Genomic DNA, 24,948 nt, shown 5'->3' on the forward strand with positions numbered 1-24,948 from the left:
TATATTTTATTTATTGATTATTAATTCTAATTCTTTTTTCCAAAGTTCGTATGCAGTTAAGTAAGGTGCTTTGTCCTTAAACGGCATGTAAGTCATTACATGGTCATTCTCCATGATCAACTTACCATATTTCTCAAAATTACCTTCGTGAAGTCCTGAAGCTCTTGCTGCTCCAATCGCTCCGGTAGTATTATATATTTCAATTTCGTGTCCGATTAAAGTCGCTACAGTATTCGAGAAAATCTCAGAACGGAATAAATTATCATTCCCTGCTCGCATTACATTTACTTCGCTACCATCTGCCTTTAAAATATCCATTCCGTACACAAATGAGAATGCAATTCCTTCTAAGGCTGCTCTACACACATGTGCTTTGTTATGATTATTTAAGTTGATATTTACTAGCCTAGTTCCTATATCTTTGTTATTCAACATTCTTTCGGCACCATTCCCAAAAGGCAACATACAAACCCCATCTGACCCCACTGCGACTTCTGAAGCTAACGTATTCATCTCTTCATAAGAACTAACAGCCAAATTGTTTAACAACCAGCGGTATTGTATTCCCGCACCATTGATGTTCAGTAGTTTCCCAATTCTAGGGTTATTTTTGGTATAATTTACGTGTGCAAAATTATTAACACGAGTGCTTTCTTTCCCAGATAAATTATCAGTAACAGCATAAACAACCCCCGAAGTTCCACCCGTAGCTGCTACTTCACCTGGATTAAATACATTTAACGATAGAGCATTATTAGGTTGGTCGCCTGCTCTGTAAAAAATAGGTGTTCCCGCAGCTAAACCACTTTCTAATTCTCCTTTATCATCCACAGTAGATTGCAAACCAAAAGTGTCTACAATATCTGGCACCAATGACGGATCAATACCGTAATACTCTAATAAGAAATCAGCAACAGTATCCTTCTTAAAATCCCACATAATCCCTTCAGACAATCCTGAGATCGTCGTATTGATTACATTCGAAAATTTGTATGCTATATAATCTCCTGGAAGCATGAATTTATAAACCTGACTGTAAATATCTGGCTCATTTTCTTTTACCCATTTCAATTTTGAAGCAGTAAAATTTGCTGGAGAATTTAGTAGGTGAGCCACACATTTATCTTCACCAATGGTGTTGAAAGCTTCATTTCCAATTTCAACCGCTCTACTGTCGCACCAAATAATCGATTTACGCAAAGGCGCACCATTTTTATCCACCAAAACCAAACCGTGCATTTGGTACGAAATCCCAATTCCTTTGATTTGGGTTCTCGAAATAGCGTATTTCTTTTTTAATTTGGCTACAGCATTACAACAATGCATCCACCATTCTTCTGGTTTCTGCTCTGCCCAACCGTTTTTTAAAGCAAGCATTTCCATTTCTGTTTCTGGTTCTTGGACAACGCCAATGCTTTTTCCGGTGGCTATTTCTACAATGGCTGCTTTTACTGACGAGCTTCCTATGTCAAATCCTATGTAATACATATTATTTGTTGTTAGATTATTTAATTAGATCTTTTAGGTTATCAAAAATATGTTATTCACTATTATTTAAGCTTAAAAATAGTATATCATCAATTTAAAGGCTTTTTGTATGATAAAATCAAATTACGAACTATAAATCTGTAAACCGTTGATTTCATTACAAATACAAGCTATTTACCACTGAAAAAATGCGTTAAAAAAGCTTACGTAAAGGTTTAAGTAACTTTTTTATTTTAATTAAAGAAACCAAGAATACTAGCATTAAATACATTTTATTAAAATTGAAAATGAGTATTATTTACCTTAAATTAGCACAGCTTTTAAAACCCACAATCAACCGAAATGATACCAAAAATTACATTAAAACAAATCGCAGCTGAATTTAATGTATCCATTGCAACAGTTTCTAAAGCTTTAAATGATAGTCATGACATCAGTTTAAAAACAAAGGAAAAAATACAAGAATTTGCAAAAGCCCATCACTACAAACCCAATAAAGTAGCGTTGAGCCTTTTAAATAAAAAAACAAAAACATTAGGCGTTATTATTCCTAATATTATGAATAGCTTTTTTACCGAAGTATTTGTAGGTATCGAAGAAAAAGCATCTGCACTTGGTTACAGCCTGATTTCGTGTATCTCCAATGAATCTTACGAAAAGGAGGTTAATACCGTAGAATTATTAAAAAGTGGAACTATAGATGGTTTCATCATTTCGATTGCAGAAGAAACACAAATCAATCAGGATTTCAAACATTTAATAGACGCTATAAATCAAGGAGTTCCCATTGTACTTTTTGACCGTGTGGCCGATGAGATTATATGTGACAAAGTAATAGTAAATGATTTTGAAGGCGCGCGTCATGCTACAAATCATTTAATCGAAACGGGCTGTAAAAAAATTGCAGTGGTCTCGGTAATTGATAATTTGAGTGTGGGGAAATTGAGAGTCGAAGGCTATAAGCAAGCATTGACCGATAACAATTTTCCTATTAATGATAAAATAATTGTTCGTCTGGCGAGAAACGAAGACTTAGAAACAGCCATGAAAATTGTCCTTGCTGATAAAACAATCGATGGTTTGCTTTGTCTTGAGGAAAGTTCTGCCATGCTATCCTTAGACCTAATAAAGAAGATGCAATATAAAATACCAGAAGAAATGGCAATGATTTGCTTTACTAATGGAAAACTACCTCAGCATGTTACTCCTACCATAACCACAATCAGCCAACACGGAAAGTTTATAGGAGAAACGGCTACTAACATGCTTGTGGACAGACTCGAAAGCAAAACAGAATTGGAATTTTCGACTAAAATTATAAAAACGAGTTTAATACAAAGGCAGTCTACCGCTAGAATTAAGTAGTTTTTATTAGTCTAAATTTAATTTTCGAAAATAAGAAAACATATTCAAGTCATACGTAGTAGAGACTAATTCTTAGATTACTCTTTTTAAAAGAATTAAAGAAACTTTTAATTAGGTATTATAAATTATTTATGGAATATAATTTTAGTTTTATTAGGTAAGTAAAGCTCATTTTAAAAAACCATCAGCTTACATCTGACTTTTCTTGAAATAACTTTTGAGATGAATTGATTTTATACCAAAGTCAATATATATCCTATTAATGCTCCGCCAATAACTATAAAAGCACTATTCATTTTCTCAAATATAAAAACAATTATAATACTTAATATAGAAATTAAAATTGTTCGCCAATCGGTTAAAGTATCTTTACCCATCTCTATACAAACTACTGCAATTAATGCAACTGCAGCAATGTTTACAGCATCTAGAAATGCTGCAATAGTTTTAGATTTCCGCATTTTTGGAATAAACGGAATTAATATTGACACAAAAATAAAAGAAGGAAGAAATATCCCAATAGTGGCTGCTATTGCACCCCAAAATCCCCCTAATTGCCAACCTACAAACGTTGCAGTTGATAAAACAGGTCCAGGAGTAAACTGCCCAACGGCAACAGCATCTATTAATTGTTGCCTTGTAAGCAAACCTGCAGTAACTAACTCTACATCCAAAAAGGCAAACAAAACATAACCGCTACCGTAAAGGATAGCTCCAACTTTTACGAAAGTCCAGAAAATTTTTAGGCTACTAACCGAAGTAAGTTGGAGTAATACAAGTGGAGTGAAACTCATTATATTCTTTGTTGGATTCTGGATAAAAGACCATATCAATCCTAAAAAACCACAAGCAAATAAAGCGATAATTTGGTTTAAACCAAGTAGACACGCTATAAGTGTCAACAAACCTAAAACACCAAGAGTTACGTTTTTTAAAGCTTTTTTTCCAAGACGATAAACAGCTCCAATAATAATGGCAATTACAGCTGATTTAATACCATAAAGAAAAGGTGTAACGTTTGGTAACTGCCCGTACTGTTCGTAAAGCCAAGCAAAAATCATCGTGATGACAACAGCCGGTAATACAAAGCTTACCCCTGCTATAATCAATCCTTTCCACCCGGCTTTATGGTAACCACAATGCATGGTCATTTCAGTAGAATTAGGACCCGGAATTAAGTTTGTTGCGCCTACTATATCAAGAAAATGTTCCTGAGTCATCCATCCTCTTTTTTTTACAACTTCATCTTCCATCATTGCAATATGAGCAGCAGGACCACCAAAAGAAATACTTCCCAGTTTAAAAAAAAGTTTAGCTACTTCTTTCAATTTATTTTCATTTGCCATGTTTCATTTTTTTATAAAAGAATTATTGTTCAAGTAAATGTATTAGAAGTGATCGGGAAATTATTCAAATTATATGTGAATAATTGCAAGATTGTATTGAAACTCCTTCATCATATTATATGCAATTTTAAGTCAACAAATATATTTTTATATTTTATAAAAATTTACTTTGTAAACAACAACTATAAAATATTAAACAAATTTGGTTATTTCTTCAAGAATATAGTCTGTTAGATCTTTTTTTTTTTTGCTATCCTTAATTATCAGAATTGAGTTCTTATTTTCAATTTAGAATTAGATAATAACAGCTTTCTATTATTGAGAAATGACTAGTAAAAGTATCTCCATTTTATATGAATGGAATAAATCATAAACCATCCAATCTAAAACTACTATTACATCTTTACTCCGCTCGATATGATAAAAAAACGAATTAAGCTATATTTATTTGTATTAGTATAATAAGATCCAAACTTAGATAACGCTACTTCTAAAACAATAAAAAATGGCTGTCAAATAAGTGTTACACTCTTGACAGCCATAATTAATATTGAAATTAATTTAATGAATTACTCTTTCATTATTTTTTTTGAAACTACTTTATTATCCGCCTCAAAAATCAATAAATACACTCCTGATGGAAGTCTATTCATATCAATTTGTTCTTCTTGTACACCTGTTTTAATTACTTTTTGATAAATAACTACACCAAATAAATCATGCAATGTGATCTTTTTTGTTTTAGCATCTCCTGAAACATTTACTTTCAATATATCAGTAACTGGATTTGGATATACAAGCATATTGTTAGTTACCTTTTGAGTTGTAGTTGCAACTGTATTCACTGTTGCATTACAATCTACAGGTGAAGTAGCAGTATTTGAAAAATAAATAGCATGAGATCCACTTACCTCAACAAAAACAACATCATTCCCTATTAGATTAACATAATATTGATTGTTATCAAAATTTGTTATTCCAGATCCTTTAATTGTTACAGTTGGAGCAGCTGCGTTTAAATTTTTAACTGTAGTAGATGAAAAACCTGAATACCATGGACTTGCATTATAATTAAATGAGAAATCATATAGACCATTATTTTCAAGATTCCAATTAAAAGTTCCCATAGAAACTGTAGCAAGATTAGGTCCATTTGTTCCTAATACATAGATATTTTTAAACGTACCATTTTTAGTTGGTAAAGCGGTGCTTCTAGGAACACTAAAAGTTGTTAGTAAACAAGTTGATCCTGTCGCTAATGCTTTGAATATTGCTGCTATTGTTTGATTTGCAGTAACATTTGCAAACACATAACTTGTCACAGCACCTACTGAAACCCCATTCACAGTAACACCATCAACTTGGTAGCCTGCACTTGGTGTTATCGCATAAGTTTTACTAGCTCCACTTGTAACTGTAGTAGTACCTGATGGTGTAATAGATCCATTAGCACTAGCAGTTGCGGAAATAGTGTAACTTGAAATAACATTTGTTTTAAAAGTTGCCGCTATAGTTTGGTTTGCAGTAACATTAGTAAATGCATAAGTTGTAACTGCACCCACTGAAACTCCGTTTACGGTTACAGCATCTACCACATAACCAGCATTGGCTGTTATTGTAAATGTTTTATTAGATCCACTAGTTACCGTTGAAGCTCCGCTAGGTGAAATAGTACCATTGCTAGCTGCAGAAGCAGTAATTGTGTATGATGTTGTAGCAGTAGTTTTGAATGTAGCTGCTATAGTTTGATTTGCAACAACATTTGTGAAAGTATACGAAGTAACTGCTCCAACAGAAACACCATTAACAAGCACAGCATCTACTACATAACCAGTGTTTGGAGTAATTGTAAATGTTTTACTTGTTCCATTTACCACAGTAACAGATCCAACTGGCGAAATGACCCCATTTGCTCCTGCAGTAGCTGCAATAGTAGATGAAGTTGTGGCTGTTACTGAACCATTTAAAATTTCTGGAGCCAAGTAAGGTTTTAATAAGTCATACTTCCATTGAACCAGTGTTGACCAGTCGTCACCAACAATTCCTCCAGTATCACCTGAATTAGGATTGAAACACCAAAAAGTCCATGAGTATTTAGATCCCATGTATTTAAGAAAGCTTTTCATCCAAATTTCATCTTTACCTCCAGCAGTTTTGATACCAAACTCACCTACAAGTAATGGTGAAGTGTTATTATTGTATAAATAACCAAAGTTTTTATCCCAAATTGCTGACATATTATCTGGGAATGTACTGTCACTAAACCAAGATTGTTCAAAAACTGTAGGGCCGTATTCATGTGGTGAATAAAGTAATTTATTTGCTTTAGAAAGTACAATAGGATATGTTTTTGCTCCAATTAAATTTCCTCCCCACCAGTAATTATCACCACCGTAAGATTCAATTCCTTCCGCAATAATTAATACATTAGGGTTTACAGCTAAGATAGCGTTTCCACATCTTTCTACAGCTTTGTTCCAATCAGTTGCTGGGTTAGAATTTCCCCAAGTAGCTGTTTCAGGAGAACCTATAACTTTTCCGTGTGGTTCATTATCTAAATCAAAACCAACAACGGCATCATAGTCTTTGTAACGATTAGCCATTAATACCCAGTTTTCGATCCATTTAGTTTCTGGAACTTTTGCAGAATACCAAATTGTTTCAGATAAATACCCATCAGCAATTCTAGCATGATTGTCTAAAATAACTTTTAAGTTAAGTTCTTGGCAATATTTAACTAATTGATCTAGTAATTGTATTGGTGTAGTAACATTCTTAATATCAGCATTCATTGGTGAAACTCCAGAATAGGAATCAGTTCCATAAGAATCGATTTGAATGGTAACACCCGGCTCTAGCATAGCATCTGTCCATGGAATTCTAACACAGTTAAATTTTAAATCTTTGATTTGTTGCAAGACACTCTTCATATCTCTAGTCCATAAACCGTGAGGTTTGTACATTGCAGTTTCAAAACCAAACCAGTTAATACCTGTTAATCTAACTTCTTTTCCAGAGGCATCAATTAATGTATTTCCTGAGGTACTCAAGAAATTTTTATTTGTAGTTTGAGCATTTAGATTATTACCTAAGACTAAAACGAAAAATAAAATATAAATTTTTAATTTATGTATCATTTTATATTTTTTAAAACTTGTTATAATTTTTCAAGTAAAAATGACTGTCTAAAAAAAATATTTTGGACAGTCATAATTACAATGCTTATTTTATCGTGTTACTTTTTAATAATATTTTTAGTAATCACTTTATTATCTGATTTAAATACAAATACATAAACTCCTGCTGGAAATTTATTCATATCGATTTGTTCTAATTCAGTATTTCTATTGACATTTTTCTGAAACATTACATTTCCAGATAAATCATATAGCGCAATCGTTTTTGATTTTGCAGTACCTGAAACATTAACATTCAAGATATCAGTAACTGGTATTGGATATGCAACCATGTTATTAGTTACTTTTTGAGTTGTAGCTGCAATGGCATTAACTGTAGTAGCATTACAATCAACAGGAGAAGTAGCTGAATTAGAAAAGTATATAGCATGAGAACCACTTACTTCTACAAAAACAACATCATCACCTATTAGATTAACATAGTATTGATTGTTATCAAAATTTGTTATACCAGAACCTTTAATCGTTACTGATGGTGCTGCAGCATTCAAACTTTTAATTGTTGTTGTTGTTGTAAAACCTGAATACCATGGACTTGCATTAAAATTGAATGAGAAGTCATAAAGACCATTGTTCTCTAGGTTCCAATTGAAAGTTCCCATTGTAGCAGATGTTAAATTAGGTCCGTTTGTTCCTAAAACATAAATGTTTTTGAAAGTACCATTTTTAGTTGGTAAAGCAGAACTTCTAGGAACACCAAAAGTAGTTAACAAGCAACTTGAACCAGTTGGTAATACTTTGAAAGTAGCCGAAATTGTTTGATTTGCAGTAACATTTGTAAAAGCATAATTAGTAACAGCTCCTACCGAAACTCCATTTACAGTTACAGCATCAACCTGATATCCTGCACTTGGTGTAATAGTATATGTTTTACTAGATCCACTAGTAACAGTTGTAATCCCTGATGGCGCAATAGCTCCATTTGCTCCTGATGTAGCTGTAATACTATAATTAGTACTTACCACAATTAATTTAAAAGTAGCAGCAATAGTTTGATTTGCAGTAACATTTGCAAAAGCGTAACTAGCTACAGCACCTACAGAAACTCCGTTTACGGTAACTGCATCAATTTGATAGCCCGCATTAGGTGTAATAGTATACGTTTTACCTGAACCACTAGTGATAGATGAAGCTCCTAATGGAGAAATTGTTCCGTTAGCTCCCGTTGTAGCTGTAATAGTGTAAGTTGGATTTACAACTATCAATTTAAAAGTAGCAGCAATAGTTTGATTTGCAGTAACATTAGCAAACGTATAAGTACCTACTGCCCCTACTGAAACTCCGTTTACGGTTACAGCATCAATTTGATAACCTGTATTAGGGGTAATTGTATATACCTTACTAGATCCACTGCTAACTGTTGCAGCTCCTACGGGAGAAATAGTTCCGTTAGTACCAGCACTTGCAGTAATGGTATACGATGGAGTTACTTTAAAAGTTGCTGCAATTGTTTGATTTGCAGACACGTTAGTAAACGTATAAGCAGTCACTGCACCAACTGAAACACCATTTACAGTTACTGTGTCAACTTGGTATCCTGTACTAGGAGTTATAGTATAAATTTTACTAGATCCACCAGATACTGTTGAAACTCCTGTTGGAGCAACAGATCCATTTGTACCAGCTGATGCCGTAATGGTATAATTTACAGTTGTTCTAGATGGCTCTTTACCATAAACAAGTACTCCATTTTCATAAACTGGAACGTACAAAGTTTGTGCTTCTGCAGCGGTAACTCCAGTATAAGAAAAGTCATTAGCAGAACTCCATGTATTTGCAGGTCCAGTCATTCTAAATTGACATTCTCTGTAACTTTCACTTTGTCCCCCTGGATATATTGCAGCATTATTATACTCTACTTCAGCATAATAGATGTTTCCAGTCCATAACTTAAAACCAGGAAGTAAAGTTGCGTTTGGTGCATAACCACCTAATACAACTGAGTAATCACTAATAGTATATCCAGCAGTAACTCCCTCAGTAATATCAATAAAATATCTAAATGATAGTTTTGCTGGCTGTCTTGCAGGCCAAGCTGTATGATTTTGAATTTTTATTGCAGGCTCAAAAAAGCTAGAACCAGTACTGTTAGACTTAATAGAAGTTAAATATTCTTCGCCTACAGCTTCTGTCGGAACAGGAGGTAAAGTAACTGCTGATCCATCAGCAATAATACGAGCTAACGCACCACTAAATCCTGAATTATAATCAGTAGCAACTTCATTTTTAATATAATCTGATCTGCTATCAGTATAATCATCCGCTGCATCTGGTCCACCCACTAGAGCACCATATAAAGTATGTCTACTAGTTGTTGGTGGTCCTGAAAGATTGTTTGTCCAAGTTCCATGCGCACCACGATGGTGAGGGTTTACTGGAGGATTTGTACCAAAACCACAAACATAGCTTCTGTTATTAGGATTAGATCCTAGAGCATAATTAATCTGTGTTTTGGCAAAATCTTTATAAGTAGTTTTCTTTGTAGTGTTTGCAAGAGGTAAATCTCCGTAATAAAGTGCTAAAAATGAAGCATTAGACGAGTATCTAAGTGATCCCCATTGTTGCAAATAAGCTAATCCACCAGGTGTATAAGTTATTCTATCACCATTGTATCCTGTTGTCCAAAAGTCAAGATTTCTTTCAATGTCTTGATAGTATTTTGAATTACCAGTCAATTTAGCTAACAAGGCATAACATCCATAAGCTTTATCATCCCAGTTAATTGTCCATTTGTACGACTTAATAGTTGATGATTGGCCTTCATTAGATAAAGAATTGTAAGCCGTTTCTGCATTTGTTAAATATGTTGCATCATTTGTTGCGCGGTATAACCATATCGCTCCCCAAACTAGTTCGTCATTATACCCACTCCATGAATTGTAAAATGCTGTAGCATCAGTGATAGATTCAGAATATTTTCCTCTGTAAGTATTACCAAAAGTATACAATTGTTTAGCATGTGATAATAAAATAGCACTGTAAGCAGGATCCTCTGTAGCAAATATAATACTTCCTGCAGCAAGTGCAGCAGCAGTTTCCATTGCTAAATCAGTTCCAGGATGAGCAGCATCAATTTTGTAAGATGGTCTTGCCATTTTCATAATTTCTGGTGCTCCCCAAAAAGAATGATCTGCAGATCCATTACCTACCTGACCGTAAAGTTCATTAGGTGCTGTATGACACTTTATAAGATAATCATAAACATATCTTAAATTGTTTTTTACAGCTGTTAATTGTCCTGATTTTTCATAACCAGCTTTAAAGTCAATAGCTCCCCAACCCAGCATTGTTGCTGTATAAGCCATAGGGAAACCAAATTTTACATGATCACCGGCATCATACCAGCCCCCTGTCAAATCTTTGCCTACATCACTTCCGTCTGTCATTCCAGATGCTGCTCTCCAGGATACTCTATTTGTGCTTGATAGTTTACCGGATTGTTGTGCTTCATAAAAGAATAAAGATTTTTGTAGGGCTTCGGAATAATTATAATTATCCTGAGAATAAGCTTTACTATTAAAATTCCCAATAATTATAAGAAATAGCAATGCTAATTTTAATTTTCTAATTGTTTTCATACTTTGTTTGTTATTTTGTGATATTTTGGTATTGTATGTTCCCTTTTTTTTACTTGGATAAAAAAAATCCAAATTCATTTATTTGGGACTACCTCTAATTCTAATTTTAGCTTTGTTTTTATTTAAATTTTCAAGAAGGAGAGAATTCCTTTTTTTAGAAAAACTTAAAAAATTCTTATTACGAAAAAAGAGATTAATAAAAATTCTTAAAACGCACTTCAATAAAAAAACAAGCGAAAATTCTTTTTTATTTAAATGACTTTGTAGCTGTTTTTGAGTAAAATTATTATCAAAACTTATTAGTAAAAACGTATTTTTCATATTGCTTAAAAAAAATAATTTACTTTTTATATAAATAACCCGTAATAGTAAAGGGTTTATCTTTTTATTCTAAAATTCACATTTAAAACATTCATATTTTTTGTTTAAATTAAGTAATATTAGTACTATATTTTACAGTTAAAATCCAACTTCAAAATCAGTTTATAAATTTTATTTTTCAATCCTTTTTATCTTGAAAATTCTTTATAAAAATCAAAAAAAATGAACTATAAAATTGGTTAAAAAAACCAACAATTGGTTAACCAGTGGGCGTTTCATGGACTATTAGCTAGTAAAATAACTCTTATAAACATTAAAAAAAATCGTTAGTAATTTAACATTTGTCGATGTTTTTTATAAAAAAAATAAACATTAAAAGTAAAACATAACAAGAAACAGCTTACAATAAAACTTTAACAAAGATAAATTAAGTTTCATATACTGAAGTTTAAACGGTAATAAAATCGATTAAATGACCATTTTAACAATAAAAAGAAATTAATTCTTACAAATAATTCATAAAACAGTGTTTAGTCAATTTTTATTAATTTGATTAAAATTTTAACTTAAAAAAATATTCTTTAAACATTTTTTTTTAAAGAAATAGAAGGAAATTTAAGAAATGAAATTTCAAATGATAACACTGGAAAGCTTAGTCTTAGTGATAATATGAATAAGTAACTATTCCATAATAAGAGTCTGAAAAAAAACACTAACATTAATTTACTTTAAATTAAAAAGCCCTTTTATTAGACTTTTTACCAAGTAAAAAAATAATAAAAAGTTGCAATTTTTTCCCTAACTAAAATTTGCTTTACAATTCAAGTTAATCTCATAAAAAAATTCTTAATTTGTAAATTAAAACCCATATTTTAATTCCTTTTACATTTCTTTTTTATAAGTTATTTCTGTTTTTTTTAACTAAAATAAAAAATATTTAAACTGATAATGTTATCTTTTTTTAACAAACGATAATAAATAATAACATCAAAAAAAAGAGAGGAAATTTATGCTATAAAAAAATTTAACTATTAAATAAGTTTACTGGGTTTAGGTAAAATCAATAAAGGACTAAAAGTTTCAACAAAAAATTTATATCATAAATATTCAGTTGGAAAAATATCAATTATATTATTTAACTTATTTAATTGATACAAATTTTAGAATGAAATTAAACAAGTAGTATAGTGTCCGTTTTATATAAAATCTTGTCTTTTATAATTACTAAAAAAATCAAAAACTATTTATTAAAATTGAATATAGTAACTGATAGACAATACCAACGTTGAGGTTACTTTTACGTCTTATTAATTTAATATATCCTTACATCAATCGCTAAACTCAAATCTATTTTTATAACGTAAAATGTTATAATTAATATTTATTTGACTAAAACTGCCTAGGTTAGTTAAGATTCTTTTATTAATTTTAAATCACTAATAATCAGCTACGAAAAAAAGACTATTTATGAAAAACTTGAACTATGGTATAATAGGTAATTGTCGAAGTGCTGCATTAATTTCTGATAAAGGAGCTATAGAATGGTGCTGTCTACCTGAATTTGACTCCTCTTCTATTTTCGCAAAAATTTTAGATACAGCAATTGGTGGAAGTTTTGAAATTCACTGTACCGATGATTATTCAATTAGCCAAAAATACCTTGAAAGTACCAGTATACTCGTCACTACATTTGATAACGGCACTGATGCTTTTGAAATTAATGATTTTATGCCTCGCTATCGCAAAGAAAAAACGGGCTACATGATTCCTCCAGAAATTATTCGTTATTTTAGAAAAATAAACGGTGCCCCAAAATTCACAATTGAATACAACCCGAGATTAGAATACGGATTAGGACAAACGAACAATTTTGTTAAAGAAGATCATATTATAAGTTTGAGTGAATCGACAAAGTTTGATTCCTTATTTCTATACAGTAACTTTAACCTAACTGCAATTAAGGAAGGTAAAACAATTCAACTTGAAGAGGATGGTTATGTTTTACTAGCGTACAATGAAAAAATATTAAAACCTACGTTAACCAAAATAAATTTAGAGTTCGAGAGAACAAAATCCTATTGGTTGGGATGGGCAGATAAAACAACCGAATATAAAAAGTTCAACAAGGAAATTATTAGAAGTGCAATTACTTTGAAATTGCTTAGTTATGAAAAAACGGGAGCTGTGCTTGCCGCTGCCACCACTTCCCTACCGGAGACAATTGGTGAAGTTAGAAATTGGGATTACCGTTTCTGTTGGATTAGAGATGCTTCTATGGTTGTTAAAGTAGTGTCCGAATTAGGGCATAAAAAAATGGCCAAAAACTACTTGCAATTTATTGTTGATTTAATTCCAGATAAGGATGAAAAATTACAAATTATGTACGGGATTAATAAAGAGAAAAAATTAACTGAAGAAACACTTGATCACTTAAGTGGTTATATGGATAGTAAACCCGTAAGAATTGGAAATGCCGCTTACTCACAACGTCAAAACGACATCTACGGAATTTTGATGGATGTGATTCATCAACAACTGAGCACCTTTAGTAACGACACTGAAAATGGTGAAGAATTATGGAATATCACTAAAGGAATTGTTTGGGTGGTTGAAAAACATTGGCAAGAACCTGATAAAGGAATATGGGAGTTTCGAACAGAAGAAAGGCATTTTACCTTTTCTAAAATACTATGTTGGACCGCGATTGATAGAGCAATTAAGGTAGCGAAAATTTTAGGTAAAAAATCGAATGCTGTAAAATGGGAACCTTTAGCCAAATCGATAAAGAATGATATCTTAGAACACGCTTGGAACGAATCTGTGCAAGCGTTTACACAATCCTATGGCTCTACTGATTTAGATGCATCTGTACTTTTAATGGAGAATTATGGGTTTATTGCTGCTAAAGATCCTAAATATGTTGCAACGGTAAATGCAATTGGACGTGATTTGAGTAATGACGGTCTTTTATACCGCTATAAAAACAAAGATGATTTTGGACTTCCCTCTTCTTCCTTTACAATATGTACTTTTTGGTTTATCAATAGTCTGTACAAAATTGGAGAAACTAAAAAAGCCGAAAAACTATTTAAGAAACTGCTTTCATATAGCAATCATTTAGGATTGTTTAGCGAAGACATTGATTTTGAAACCAAACGTTTATTAGGGAATTTCCCCCAAGCTTATTCCCATCTAGCTCTTATTGAAACGGCCATTAATCTTTCTAAAATCACTGATGATGAAGAAGTTTTAGAAGCGATAAAGAATTAATATTTCAAATTAAAAAATAGACTCAACCGCAATTAATCTCTAATTGCGGTTTTTTTATATTTTAAAATAAATCAACTAGCTTGTGATTTATAAAAAAAAGAAAACTTGCGTATTACACCAATTTATAAAACAGTCTAATTGCTAGTTTGAGCGTAGTCGAAAACCATTATTGCCTTTCGGCTGCGCTTTAACTGATAAAAATTAGCTCGGATTCTACCAGTTTTTAGCATTATACTAAAACCTCAGCAATTTTCTCTGTCGCTAATAATTTTATTAAGGCTTTTTCTTCGGCATTTAATTTTCCGTTTGAAGTAGTTTTACGGGGTTGGTAGTTCCAAATTTTCCCGTTTTCAAAAGACGCTATTACTGTGGGGTGCACATAATATTTTTTACAAACTGTACGAGTATTTCCTAATTTGGCTGAAACCAAATCAAGAACTGCAACAATTTTTTTCTTACAATCTGTTACTGATAATGGTTTTTCTTGTTGTAAAAAACTGCTTAACGCATTCAAACTACCAGACCAACATCTAAAATCTTTAGCTGTAAAATCTAATGATGTACATTCTTTTAAATAATTATTAATATCACCCGAACCTACGGTATGGTGGCTGCCATCGTCATCATAATATTGAAAAAGTTCTTGACCTGGAATATCTCTACATCTTTTTACCAAGCGCATTAATCGTTTGTCTTTTAAAGTAATTTTATGTTTTACTCCTTTTTTACCTTTAAATTCAAAGGAAATTAATCCTTTACTAATTTTTGCATGTTTATCCATTAAAGTAGTCAGTCCAAAGGAACCGTATAATTTTTTATACGCTTCATTTCCTATTCGGATGTTGGTTACTTCGATTAATTTAATTACTAAAGCAATTACCTTTTCATAAGGCATTCCTTTTTTATTCAAATCCTTTTCTACTTGAGCTCTAATTTTAGGTAACGCCTTCGCAAATTGGCGTAAGCGATAAAATTTAGATTGATTTCTAATTTTATTCCAGTTGCCGTGATATCGGTATTGTTTTCTCCCTTTTGTGTCGATACCAGTTGCTTGTAGGTGTGAATTTTCATAAGGAGAAATCCATACTTTTTCCCAAGCTGGCGGAAGCACTAATGTTTTAAATCGGGTTAATAATTCTCGATCGGTAATCAAGTCGTCATTTTCATCTTTATATGAAAATCCTTTTCCTTTTCTAAATCGGTAAAAACCTCTTGAGGAATTTGTAAAATAACGTAGTCCTACTAATTTAGCAGTAAGTTGCGGATTTTTATCAATTTTTGATAGTTTACTTTCTAATCTGTGCATGTTGAGTGACTTTAAACAATAAGAGTAAATTTAGCTCCGTTAATTGTAAAAATCCTTATACAATTTCATTTAGGAATTATAGCATTATAATAAACTACTATGTTTTTAAGTAATTATTTTAATCTAAAAAGCGTCTTTAAATTCCCTAATTAAAGTGATTTAAAAAACGCTTCTCATAATTTAATCGTATAAATTATTATAGCAGCTTGTTATAAGCTAATGCCAAAAAACATTACAACGTAGTGATACGTTGTAAAAGACCTAGAACCTCTGTATTGTCTTTTATAAAATAATTTGCTACCGTTTTTGCATTCCCTACTTTTACTGTATAAGCAGTTTCAGGAAGTTCTTCGAACATAAATTCATCAGTCCAATCATCGCCTATTGCAAATATAAAATCATATTTCGTATTCGAAATAATTCCAGTCGCGGCACGACCTTTATTAATATTACTATTTTTTACTTCTAATACTTTATTCCCATCAAGCACTGAAAGACTGTTGTTGAACAGCAAACTTTTAAGAACATGTTTTAACTCCATTGTTCTCAAAGCAGCCATCTCAGCATCTGCTTTTCGATAATGCCACGCTAAGGAATATTCTTTTTCTTCTATTAACGCTCCAGGTGTACTATCTGTAAAAGCTTCTAATACTGGTCTAATGTTTTCTTTCCAGCTTGATTTTAAATGATCAAGAGCAACCCACTCCTCCCCTATTTTTCGCAACCAAGCACCATGATCAGTAACCAATGTGTAGTTTTTATGTCCAAACCAACTCTCGAGTGTTTTACGGTCTCTTCCGCTAATTATGGCTACTTCTGTATTTTCATCACTATTGATCTTATCGAGTAAATCATATAGTTCTTGTGTAGGTCGCGCTTCGCTAGGGTTGTTTTTAAAACCGACTAAAGTTCCGTCATAGTCTAGTAAAAGCAACTTTTTAGTAGCTGTTTTATAATGTTGTGCAATTTCTTCAATCTTATTTGGCGTAAGCTTTTTGGCAACTTGAACAGGAACCGCTTCTTTGGCTACTTTGAGTGCTTTCAAGAATTCTCCAGCCCATCGTTCTACATCATATCTAGAAATTCTTTTCTGTAATGCTTCTAATCGCGTTTTTTGTTCTTCAGCTGGCATTTCTAAAGCCATTTTGATGCTATCCGCAATTTGATCAAAATTATTTGGGTTTACAATTATAGCCTCATGCATCTCCTTAGCTGCTCCCGCCATTTCGCTCAATATCAATACACCGTTTTCTTTTGTACGAGTAGCTACATATTCCTTTGCAACTAAATTCATTCCGTCCCTGACTGGTGTAACCATTGCCACATCAGAAGAGACATATAAATCAATCAACTCATCAAAAGGCAATGATCTATAAAAATACCAAATAGGTGTCCAGCTAATCGTAGATAAATCTCCGTTAATTCGTCCTACTAATTCATCGGTTTCTCGTTTTAGCAATTGGTATTGGGCAACATTTTCTCTCGAAGGTACGGCTAGCATAACTAACCTAACCTTGCCTTTGTATTCAGGATATTTGTTTAAAAAATATTCAAATGATTTTATTCTATTAGGTATTCCCTTGGTATAATCCATTCTATCAATAGACAAAATCAACTTACTTTCATCATTCGATCTATTATGAAAATCGATGCTTTTCATTAATTCCGACTTTGAATCTTCGGGATATTTATCGTGTTCCAGTGCTGCATTATGATAGCGATTATAATCAATTCCCATAGGGAAAGAATCTACTTTTATGATTCGGTTACCGTATGAAATTTCGTTAAAGTTTATCTCTACATCTTTTATACGTCCTACTGAGCTTATAAAGTGGCGTGCATAGTCATAAGTATGAAAACCTATTAAATCAGCACCAAGCATTCCTTGTAATAATTCATTTCTCCAAGGACAAGTTCTAAAAAGTTCGTAAGATGGATAGGGTATGTGTAGAAAAAAACCTATTGTCAATGTAGGGTTCTTTTTTCTAAGTAATTCTGGGAGTAGCAACAATTGATAATCATGTACCCAAACGGTGTCGCCATCATTCACATTTTCTAAAACCACGTCAGCAAATTTTTGATTTACCTCAACATAGGATTCCCAGTGACTTAATTCAAATTCAGTATATGCTTGAAAATAATGAAATAAAGGCCATAACGCTGTATTACTAAAACCATAATAGTAGTTATCAATATCAATATGACTTAAAGGAACTGCCACACATTTTTCATTGGCTAAAGCCGCATCAACTTCAAGCTTTTGAATATCGCTCATGTCCTCGTTAGCTAATCCAGACCAACCAATCCATATTCCGTTGCCCTCTGAATGCACTGATTTCATTCCGGTAGCTAAACCACCCGAACTTGATTTTGCAACCAAATTATCATCAACATATTTTAAATCTACTGGTAACCTATTTGAAACTATTACTGTTTTATTCATCACGGAATTTTTTTATTTTATCTTTTTGATTTTTTGAATCAGTCTAATTTTATTACTATTCAATTAAATTATTTCAAGGCTTTTGTACGGTATTGCTTTCTGATAATATAAGTTGGCTTTCACTAAATTTACCCGTAATAACGGTTCCTAAATTGTCTATCCATTGTGTAATTACATTTTCAATGAGTTCCGGTTCAAAACCAATGATCACCATAATTTGAACACCAAACTCTTGTCGTACATTTTGTCCTATTTTAAACATATATGAGTAATTTTCTAGTTAAATATAGCATTCAATAATTTAAAAACACCAAAAGAGTCGTTTTTAACTCCTTATCTATCTGTGTTTTATTGATATTAAAATTAATACAGAAAGTATTATTCATTTTACATTATTCTCACTACTTATTATAGAATTCTCATTAGTATTAAAACAAAATAATGTTGTTAATTAAAATTTAAACCATAAAGAAATTCCCAATAACTAGTGCTCTACAATAGCTGAATTTTAGCAAAATTCACAAACCTACAGCTCCTTAATTGTATAGTATTATTCCTTTTATTAAATTAGCATTGCGATATGCGCTAATAAAATAAATTTATAAGAGTAATAATTTTTTAAAAGAGTCGTACACTATTTTATAAATACTACTAAAACGTAACGAAATGGATAAAATATTTTTCAGCAATTGGTATAGCATTATCCGTGTTATAATTATTACCATTATTGCTTACCCAGCATTAATTTTAATATTAAGAATATCAGGAAAACGTACTTTATCTAAAATGAATGCTTTTGACTTGATTATTACAATAGCCATAGGTTCCATATTTGCCACTGTAATTCTAAGTAAAGATGTAAGCCTTTCAGAGGGAATACTTGCTTTTGCAATGTTGGTTTTTTTTCAATATTTAATTACCTATTTCTCTTCACGGAATAAAAAAATAAGCAAGCTTGTAAAATCTTCTCCTACATTAATGGCTTATAAAGGGCAATTACTAAAAACAAATATGCTCGACGAGAGAATTGATGAAGATGAAATATGGGCAATTATTAGAAAAAAAGGATATAGCGCATTAGAAGAGACTGCTGCAATTGTTCTAGAAACAGATGGTAGTTTATCAGTAATCGACCATATTAAAGATGTAGAAGCCCCACCAATAAAAACACTATTGGATTCATAATAGTGAATAGAAAACATTAAAATATGTTGATTACAAAATTAAAAAAACGCAAAACTATTTTTTAAAAGTAGTTTTGCGGTTAAAATAGGTGCATTAAATTTTATATTGTAATAACTCTGTAATTAATTCTTCAAAATCTACTGAAGCAACTGCTATACGCTTATCAGCGGCTCCGTAATAAATGTACAATCTACCATCAAACAATGAAGTACCTGTTGGAAAAACTACATTGCTCACATATCCTGATAATTCCCATTTTAAATCAGGTTTAAATAAAGGATAAGGCAGTCTAGCAATTTCTTTTGTAGGATCATTAAGATCAAGTAAAGCGGCACATGCAGCATAGACATAACCTTGCGCCGAATCATGTACACCGTGATAAATTAAAAGCCAACCTGCTTTTGTTTCTATTGGTGGGCAACCACCACCAATATAACTTATTTCATGATCGTATACAGATGTCATTAAAATATGCTCTTTGAAGTGTAGCAAATATTGTGTCCAGAAATCTTTATTCAAGTCTTTTAAATTTGCTACGGAAGCTATTTGAATATCGGGTCTAATACGGTGTAAAAAAGTGAATTTACCATTGATTAATCTTGGAAAAAAAACAACGTTTTTATCTGAAAGAAACGTTTTTCTATCGCGTTCATTTTTATCATCATCGTGAACATTAAATCGGTTGTATTTATCGTTTAGATGGCCATTGCATTGTGTTAATCGGTTAAATTCATGGTAATTTAATTGCGGTACCATAATTCCGTGTTTTTCAAATTTAATTAAATCAATAGAAGTAGCATAACAACCTAGCGCATTTACGCCATCATAAGCCGTGTAGGTCATGTAAAACGTATTTTCTATCTCAACAATTCTTGGATCTTCAATACCGTGAACTTCATCTTCGGTAGAAGGTATAATTAAGGGTTCTTGCTTTCGATCAATAACATTAAGTGGCCCCTCTAGTTTGGCATAACCAATAGTGGAATAATTGCCTCGTCTTACCGCGCGATAAAAAATATGAACCGTATTTCCATCCTGTAAAATTGCAGGATTCAGTACACCATCATTTTCAAACTCTAATTTGGTTTCCTTGAGAATAACGCCTTCTTTTTTAACTGTAATCATTTTACTTGCTATTTAGTATAATTAAAACGAATCTATTTTTTTAAACCAAAAAAACCAATTGATTTAAGCTTTCTTTACTTTATTAGAGCGCATCATTTTATTAGTGTTCAAAATATAACTTTTGCTTTTTATCGAATGTTCCTCTGCCCTATTTGCTGTAACTGTATGGTCACTTAATAATAGATAAGAAGATTTTTCAGTTGTATGTTCCTTAATTTTTGGAAGCTGTATGATCTTGCCTCTTGACGTATAAGTTTCTATTAAAAGACGTGCAGATAAGTAACAAACCGTAGACTCAGCACCTTGATTTAAATTGACATTTTCTTCTTCAAGACCATCATAACAACCTCCTGTAATTGGGTTGTACATAATGTGATTTAAATGATTGTTTCCTAAAAACCAGTCAAATGCCATTTTCATGTTTTTTTTATAGACTTCATCACCAAAAGTCTTGTAGAATAAATCCAAAGCGTGCATCATGTAACATGCCTCAATAGGTTGTTCTCCATATTGATGTGGTACAACTCCTTTTTTATGCCAGCCTTTATTGCTGATTATTTTAAATTGTCCATCAACAAACATTTTAGAAATTAAAAAATTCATAGAATCTAATGCAATTGTTTTAGTAGTCTCTTTTCCTGTTACCAAATAAGATAGTAATAATGCTTCAGGCAAAATACTGTTAGCATAGGTAAGTTTATCCTCAAACCAATTCCAATTTTTAGAATATGAGCCTGTATAAATTACTTTAATTTTTTGTGCCAAATCATCAATTATTTGAGCAACTATAGAGGAAGGCATCACACTATAAAGATAAGACAATCCTTTTATTGTAAAGCCAATAGCTCGAGGCGAATGAAGATTTTTTGCACAAGACAATGCTTTATCGATACATCCATTTGCTTTATCCCTAAGTGAAGCTGGAAGTATTGTTTCATTCAATGATAATAAATATCCTAAGGACCAAATGGCTCTTCCGTTAGAATCCTCTAAATTTTCATTTTTGTTTCTTGCTTCGATTTGATTGTGTTGGTCTACATAGTTAATGAAATTTCCATCCGAAAGTTGGCATCTTTGGATAAAATCAACATACGTTTTCATATAGCTAATGTCTGATTGATCTTCAGTTAATTGGTAATGTTTACACATTGTAATTAATGCTCTAGCGTTATCATCTAGCGTATAACCTGAATCCAAGTCTGGTTCAGATATTTTACAAAATTGAATCATACCTCTATTTGTAGTCATCGCTTTTAGATGATCCATTTTAATTTCAGGATAGGTGATTTTAGTTTTTACCAAATCTTTAGCAATCTTTTGATAGGTTTTTATGTGTTTTATAGCCGTATTTTCCCAAGAAGTTTGCGTCGTTTTTGCGTAAGCATTCAATGCCATGTGCGCTCTTAAATTAGCATCACCTAATAATTTTAATGTTGCTATTGCAAATTGATCTTCGTTTTGAATATCTGCTAAAATGCCTATGTCAGCTGTTAAGCTCTCTAAAGTATGCGGAATCTTACTCGCAACAATAGGACAAGAACAACTCATTGCATAGGAGAAAGTACCACTGACCGCTTGATTGGGGTCTTTAGAAGTAAATAAATATACATCCGTGGCCTTTAAGTAATCTAGGAGTTGGTCTACCTCTAAATATTCATTTACAAAGCGCACATTATTTTCTAAATTTAGCTCCGTAACAATTGCTTCTAATGAGTTTCTATAAACGTCTAAATTATCAACAATGGTATTGGGATGTGTTTTTCCTAGTACTAAATACAATACATTCGGAAATTTCTCGACAATTTTAGGCAAGGCTTTTAATCCTGTTTCTATACTTTTCCCTTCTCCTAATAATCCAAAAGTGGAAAGAATTAATCTGTCTTGTAAATCTAGCTTCTTCTTTGCTTTATCCGTATTTTCGTAACTAACTAAGTGGGTGCCGTGTGGGACAAAGGCGATATGCTCTAGCGGAATTCCATAATCTTCCATCAAGATTTTTTTAGACTTGTTAGTCATGACAAAAATAGCTTGAGAATAACTGCATAACAATTGTACAATTGCTTTTAGTTTTTCATCAGGATTGGGAATCACACTGTGAAAAGTATAAGCAATTGGCTTTTTAATTGTATCTAAAAAGTCTAAAAGATAATCTCCATATTGACCACCAAATAATCCAAATTCGTGCTGAATGTGCACGAGTTTAACGGCAGGGTCTTTATTAATTTCTTTAGCTACAGTAGTATATGCAGCTTTGTCTTTTGATGGTAAATGGTAAGCAGAATCAGGAGCGGCTTCTCCTTTAAAAGTTACTTCGCAAATTTCGCAATTGATGCTTTTTCCATACGCTTTATTAATTGCGTTAACTGTATCTTCCGTAAAAGTTGCAATGCCACATTGTGTAGGTGGATAAGTCGAAAGAAATACTATTTTTGATTTAGTTGTTAAAGTTTTCATCCCTATTATTTGTTTGTCGATTTATATTTGTTTGTTTAATCCAAATTTAAGCCTAAAATCGACACTTATATTTATACTATTTTTGGTATTTATTATAATATTTAACCTTATGACTGTCAATACTTACCGTATTATATTACAATAGTATCCCTCTTTAAAAAATTGTACTTTTGAATTTGATATTTCGTAAGGAATGCTAGCTGTTTGTTACTAATTATTTTACAGACATAAGCTACATAAAACATCAAATTAAAGAACCTAAAATAAGTTTTAAACCTATTTATTTGTTTAAAAAAATAGTATAATAAGTCAATAATGTTACGTTAATGTCTCTCAAAATTCAATCACTTTATTCTCAAAGATTATCATACTAAGGATATAATTTTATAAAACAGAACTATAATTGTATAAATATTCTATAGTAAGACAGTTGTATTTTTGGGTTATCAATAATTAATTGGCTTTTACTACGCCAAATAAAAAATTGATCCTAAAAATGATACTATTACAAACATAAATTATAAAAAATGGAAAATTTAATCAACATGGAAAGTTTAGAAAACTTAAAGGAAAATCTCGATAAGGCACTTTCTGAAGTTCCTGCAAATTATTTATTAGGTGCAGGTGCAGTAGCATGGTTACTGTCCAGCGGATTAAAACATGCTGGAAAAGCTAAAGCGGCTTCGTTTGTAGAAGCACTTTCAGTTCCTGTATTGTCTATTGGTTTGTACTATAAAATGACTGAAATCTCTCGTAAAAAAGAGGTGTTGGCTGATTAAATTTAATCTAATAAAAGAAAACTTCAACAAAAACAAACATCATGAGTAAAGCAATAAGTAAAAACAAGTTAGACAAAAATGAATCTCTTATAAAAGCAAACGTTCCTAAATTAGAGCGTATATTAATGGTCGCTGCAGGAAGTTACCTATTATATAAAGCCTTATCTAACAAGAAAAAGAACATTACTAAAACAACTGCGGCAAGCGGAATGTTGTTAAGAGGACTAACAGGCTACTGCCCTGTTTACAGTGCGATTGAGCATATTAAAGAAGATTCCTCTTCAAATATTACTATTCGATTAAAAGAAACTATTAATAAGCCTGTGGGTGAAGTATATGCTTTCTGGAGAAATATTGAAAATCTCCCTAAATTTATGAATCACTTGGAGAGTGTAAAGATTATCGATCATAATTTATCTGAATGGACTGCTAAAGGCCCAGCTGGATTAGGTTCATTAACTTGGAAAGCTGAAATTGTAAGAGAGGTAACTGATACTGTAATTAGTTGGCAATCTATTGAAAATGCTACGGTAGAGAATACTGGTAAAGTTTCCTTTACACCAAAAGGAAATACTACTGATGTGGATATCATTATTTCCTATCATGCACCACTAGGCAGCGCAGGCGAAAAGGCTGCACAATTTTTAAATCCGTACTTCAAAAGTTTAGTTAAAAAAGACCTTCATAATTTTAAATCTTTTATTGAAAATTTAAAAGACATGAAGTAATATTTTACTAGTCTACCTTTTATTTAATCCAGACTGGTTACAAAATTTATAATTGAATAAACAGTAATCGATAACTATGGACTATATTGGTCTATAGTTATTGTTATTATTGTAAAACTTTGCACGATTCCAAATCGTAAATTATTAAGTTTTCGATTGGCTTTTTATGCGGTTTCAACACAATCTTTCATTATTTTATTTGGCATCATAAAACCCAAACATGAAATTTATTCTTTAAGATAGCTAACTAGGAACCTTAATTTATAAAAGCAAAATTCAAATCCCACTTATTAATTAGTGCAAATTGCCAGTTGGAACAGCATCGAAAATTACAAATAGATTTTACTGGTTATTATATTCCTT

General features: G+C 31.8%; 14 protein-coding genes. 5 read left to right on the forward strand and 9 right to left on the reverse strand.

Annotated features, from left to right (window positions below; all coding sequences use genetic code 11):
* Nucleotides 1-6: 6 nt before the first annotated feature.
* Complete coding sequence (locus HNP99_RS13265; RefSeq protein ID WP_173853864.1) at nt 7-1,488, reverse strand: xylulokinase; 1,482 nt, start codon at nt 1,486-1,488, stop codon at nt 7-9.
* Between the two features lie 342 nt (nt 1,489-1,830).
* Between HNP99_RS13265 and HNP99_RS13270 the strand changes: the two genes are divergently transcribed.
* Entirely contained in the window at nt 1,831-2,853 is a 1,023-nt protein-coding gene (locus tag HNP99_RS13270; protein ID WP_173853865.1) for a LacI family DNA-binding transcriptional regulator, read from the forward strand.
* Between the two features lie 233 nt (nt 2,854-3,086).
* Here the strand turns inward: HNP99_RS13270 and chrA are convergent, their stop codons facing one another.
* The 3 genes from chrA to HNP99_RS13285 form a co-directional block, all read right to left on the reverse strand.
* On the reverse strand, nt 3,087-4,199 hold the full coding sequence (gene chrA, locus HNP99_RS13275; RefSeq protein ID WP_173853866.1) for a chromate efflux transporter: 1,113 nt from the start codon (nt 4,197-4,199) through the stop codon (nt 3,087-3,089).
* A 569-nt stretch (nt 4,200-4,768) separates the two neighbouring features.
* Nucleotides 4,769-7,336 (reverse strand): cellulase family glycosylhydrolase, encoded by a 2,568-nt coding sequence (locus HNP99_RS13280; protein ID WP_173853867.1) that lies wholly within the window; start codon nt 7,334-7,336, stop codon nt 4,769-4,771.
* Between the two features lie 98 nt (nt 7,337-7,434).
* Nucleotides 7,435-10,974, reverse strand: a complete 3,540-nt coding sequence (locus HNP99_RS13285; protein WP_173853868.1) for a glycoside hydrolase family 9 protein — start codon at nt 10,972-10,974, stop codon at nt 7,435-7,437.
* 1,788 nt (nt 10,975-12,762) lie between these two features.
* On the opposite strand from HNP99_RS13285, the gene HNP99_RS13290 reads away from it, so the two are divergent.
* Nucleotides 12,763-14,565: a glycoside hydrolase family 15 protein gene (locus HNP99_RS13290; protein WP_173853869.1), complete on the forward strand. Its 1,803-nt coding sequence runs from the start codon at nt 12,763-12,765 to the stop codon at nt 14,563-14,565.
* Nucleotides 14,566-14,794: 229 nt separating this feature from the next.
* Here the strand turns inward: HNP99_RS13290 and HNP99_RS13295 are convergent, their stop codons facing one another.
* From HNP99_RS13295 to HNP99_RS13305, 3 genes are all read right to left on the reverse strand, one after another.
* A complete protein-coding gene (locus HNP99_RS13295; RefSeq protein ID WP_173853870.1) occupies nt 14,795-15,871 on the reverse strand; it encodes a DNA topoisomerase IB in 1,077 nt (358 codons plus the stop codon).
* A gap of 232 nt (nt 15,872-16,103) precedes the next feature.
* Nucleotides 16,104-18,314 (reverse strand): bifunctional alpha,alpha-trehalose-phosphate synthase (UDP-forming)/trehalose-phosphatase, encoded by a 2,211-nt coding sequence (locus HNP99_RS13300; RefSeq protein ID WP_173853871.1) that lies wholly within the window; start codon nt 18,312-18,314, stop codon nt 16,104-16,106.
* A gap of 73 nt (nt 18,315-18,387) precedes the next feature.
* Nucleotides 18,388-18,576 carry a hypothetical protein gene (locus tag HNP99_RS13305; RefSeq protein WP_173853872.1) on the reverse strand — a complete coding sequence of 63 codons (189 nt, stop codon included), beginning with the start codon at nt 18,574-18,576 and terminating at the stop codon, nt 18,388-18,390.
* 404 nt (nt 18,577-18,980) lie between these two features.
* Between HNP99_RS13305 and HNP99_RS13310 the strand changes: the two genes are divergently transcribed.
* Complete coding sequence (locus HNP99_RS13310) at nt 18,981-19,499, forward strand: DUF421 domain-containing protein (protein ID WP_173853873.1); 519 nt, start codon at nt 18,981-18,983, stop codon at nt 19,497-19,499.
* Nucleotides 19,500-19,592: 93 nt separating this feature from the next.
* On the opposite strand, the gene HNP99_RS13315 is transcribed toward HNP99_RS13310, so the two are convergent.
* Together HNP99_RS13315 and HNP99_RS13320 are read right to left on the reverse strand one after the other, a co-directional pair.
* Nucleotides 19,593-20,624, reverse strand: a complete 1,032-nt coding sequence (locus HNP99_RS13315) for a glycoside hydrolase family 130 protein (RefSeq protein WP_173853874.1) — start codon at nt 20,622-20,624, stop codon at nt 19,593-19,595.
* Between the two features lie 63 nt (nt 20,625-20,687).
* On the reverse strand, nt 20,688-23,078 hold the full coding sequence (locus tag HNP99_RS13320) for a glycosyltransferase (protein ID WP_173853875.1): 2,391 nt from the start codon (nt 23,076-23,078) through the stop codon (nt 20,688-20,690).
* Between the two features lie 527 nt (nt 23,079-23,605).
* Between HNP99_RS13320 and HNP99_RS13325 the strand changes: the two genes are divergently transcribed.
* On the forward strand, nt 23,606-23,857 hold the full coding sequence (locus HNP99_RS13325; RefSeq protein ID WP_173853876.1) for a hypothetical protein: 252 nt from the start codon (nt 23,606-23,608) through the stop codon (nt 23,855-23,857).
* A 41-nt stretch (nt 23,858-23,898) separates the two neighbouring features.
* The gene (locus tag HNP99_RS13330) at nt 23,899-24,585 is read left to right on the forward strand and encodes an SRPBCC family protein (protein ID WP_173853877.1); all 687 of its coding nucleotides are present in this window, start codon (nt 23,899-23,901) and stop codon (nt 24,583-24,585) included.
* The last annotated feature ends 363 nt before the right edge of the window (nt 24,586-24,948 follow it).

Origin of the sequence: Flavobacterium gelidicaeli, assembly GCF_013294005.1 — a bacterium.
In the GTDB taxonomy this organism is placed as follows: domain Bacteria; phylum Bacteroidota; class Bacteroidia; order Flavobacteriales; family Flavobacteriaceae; genus Flavobacterium.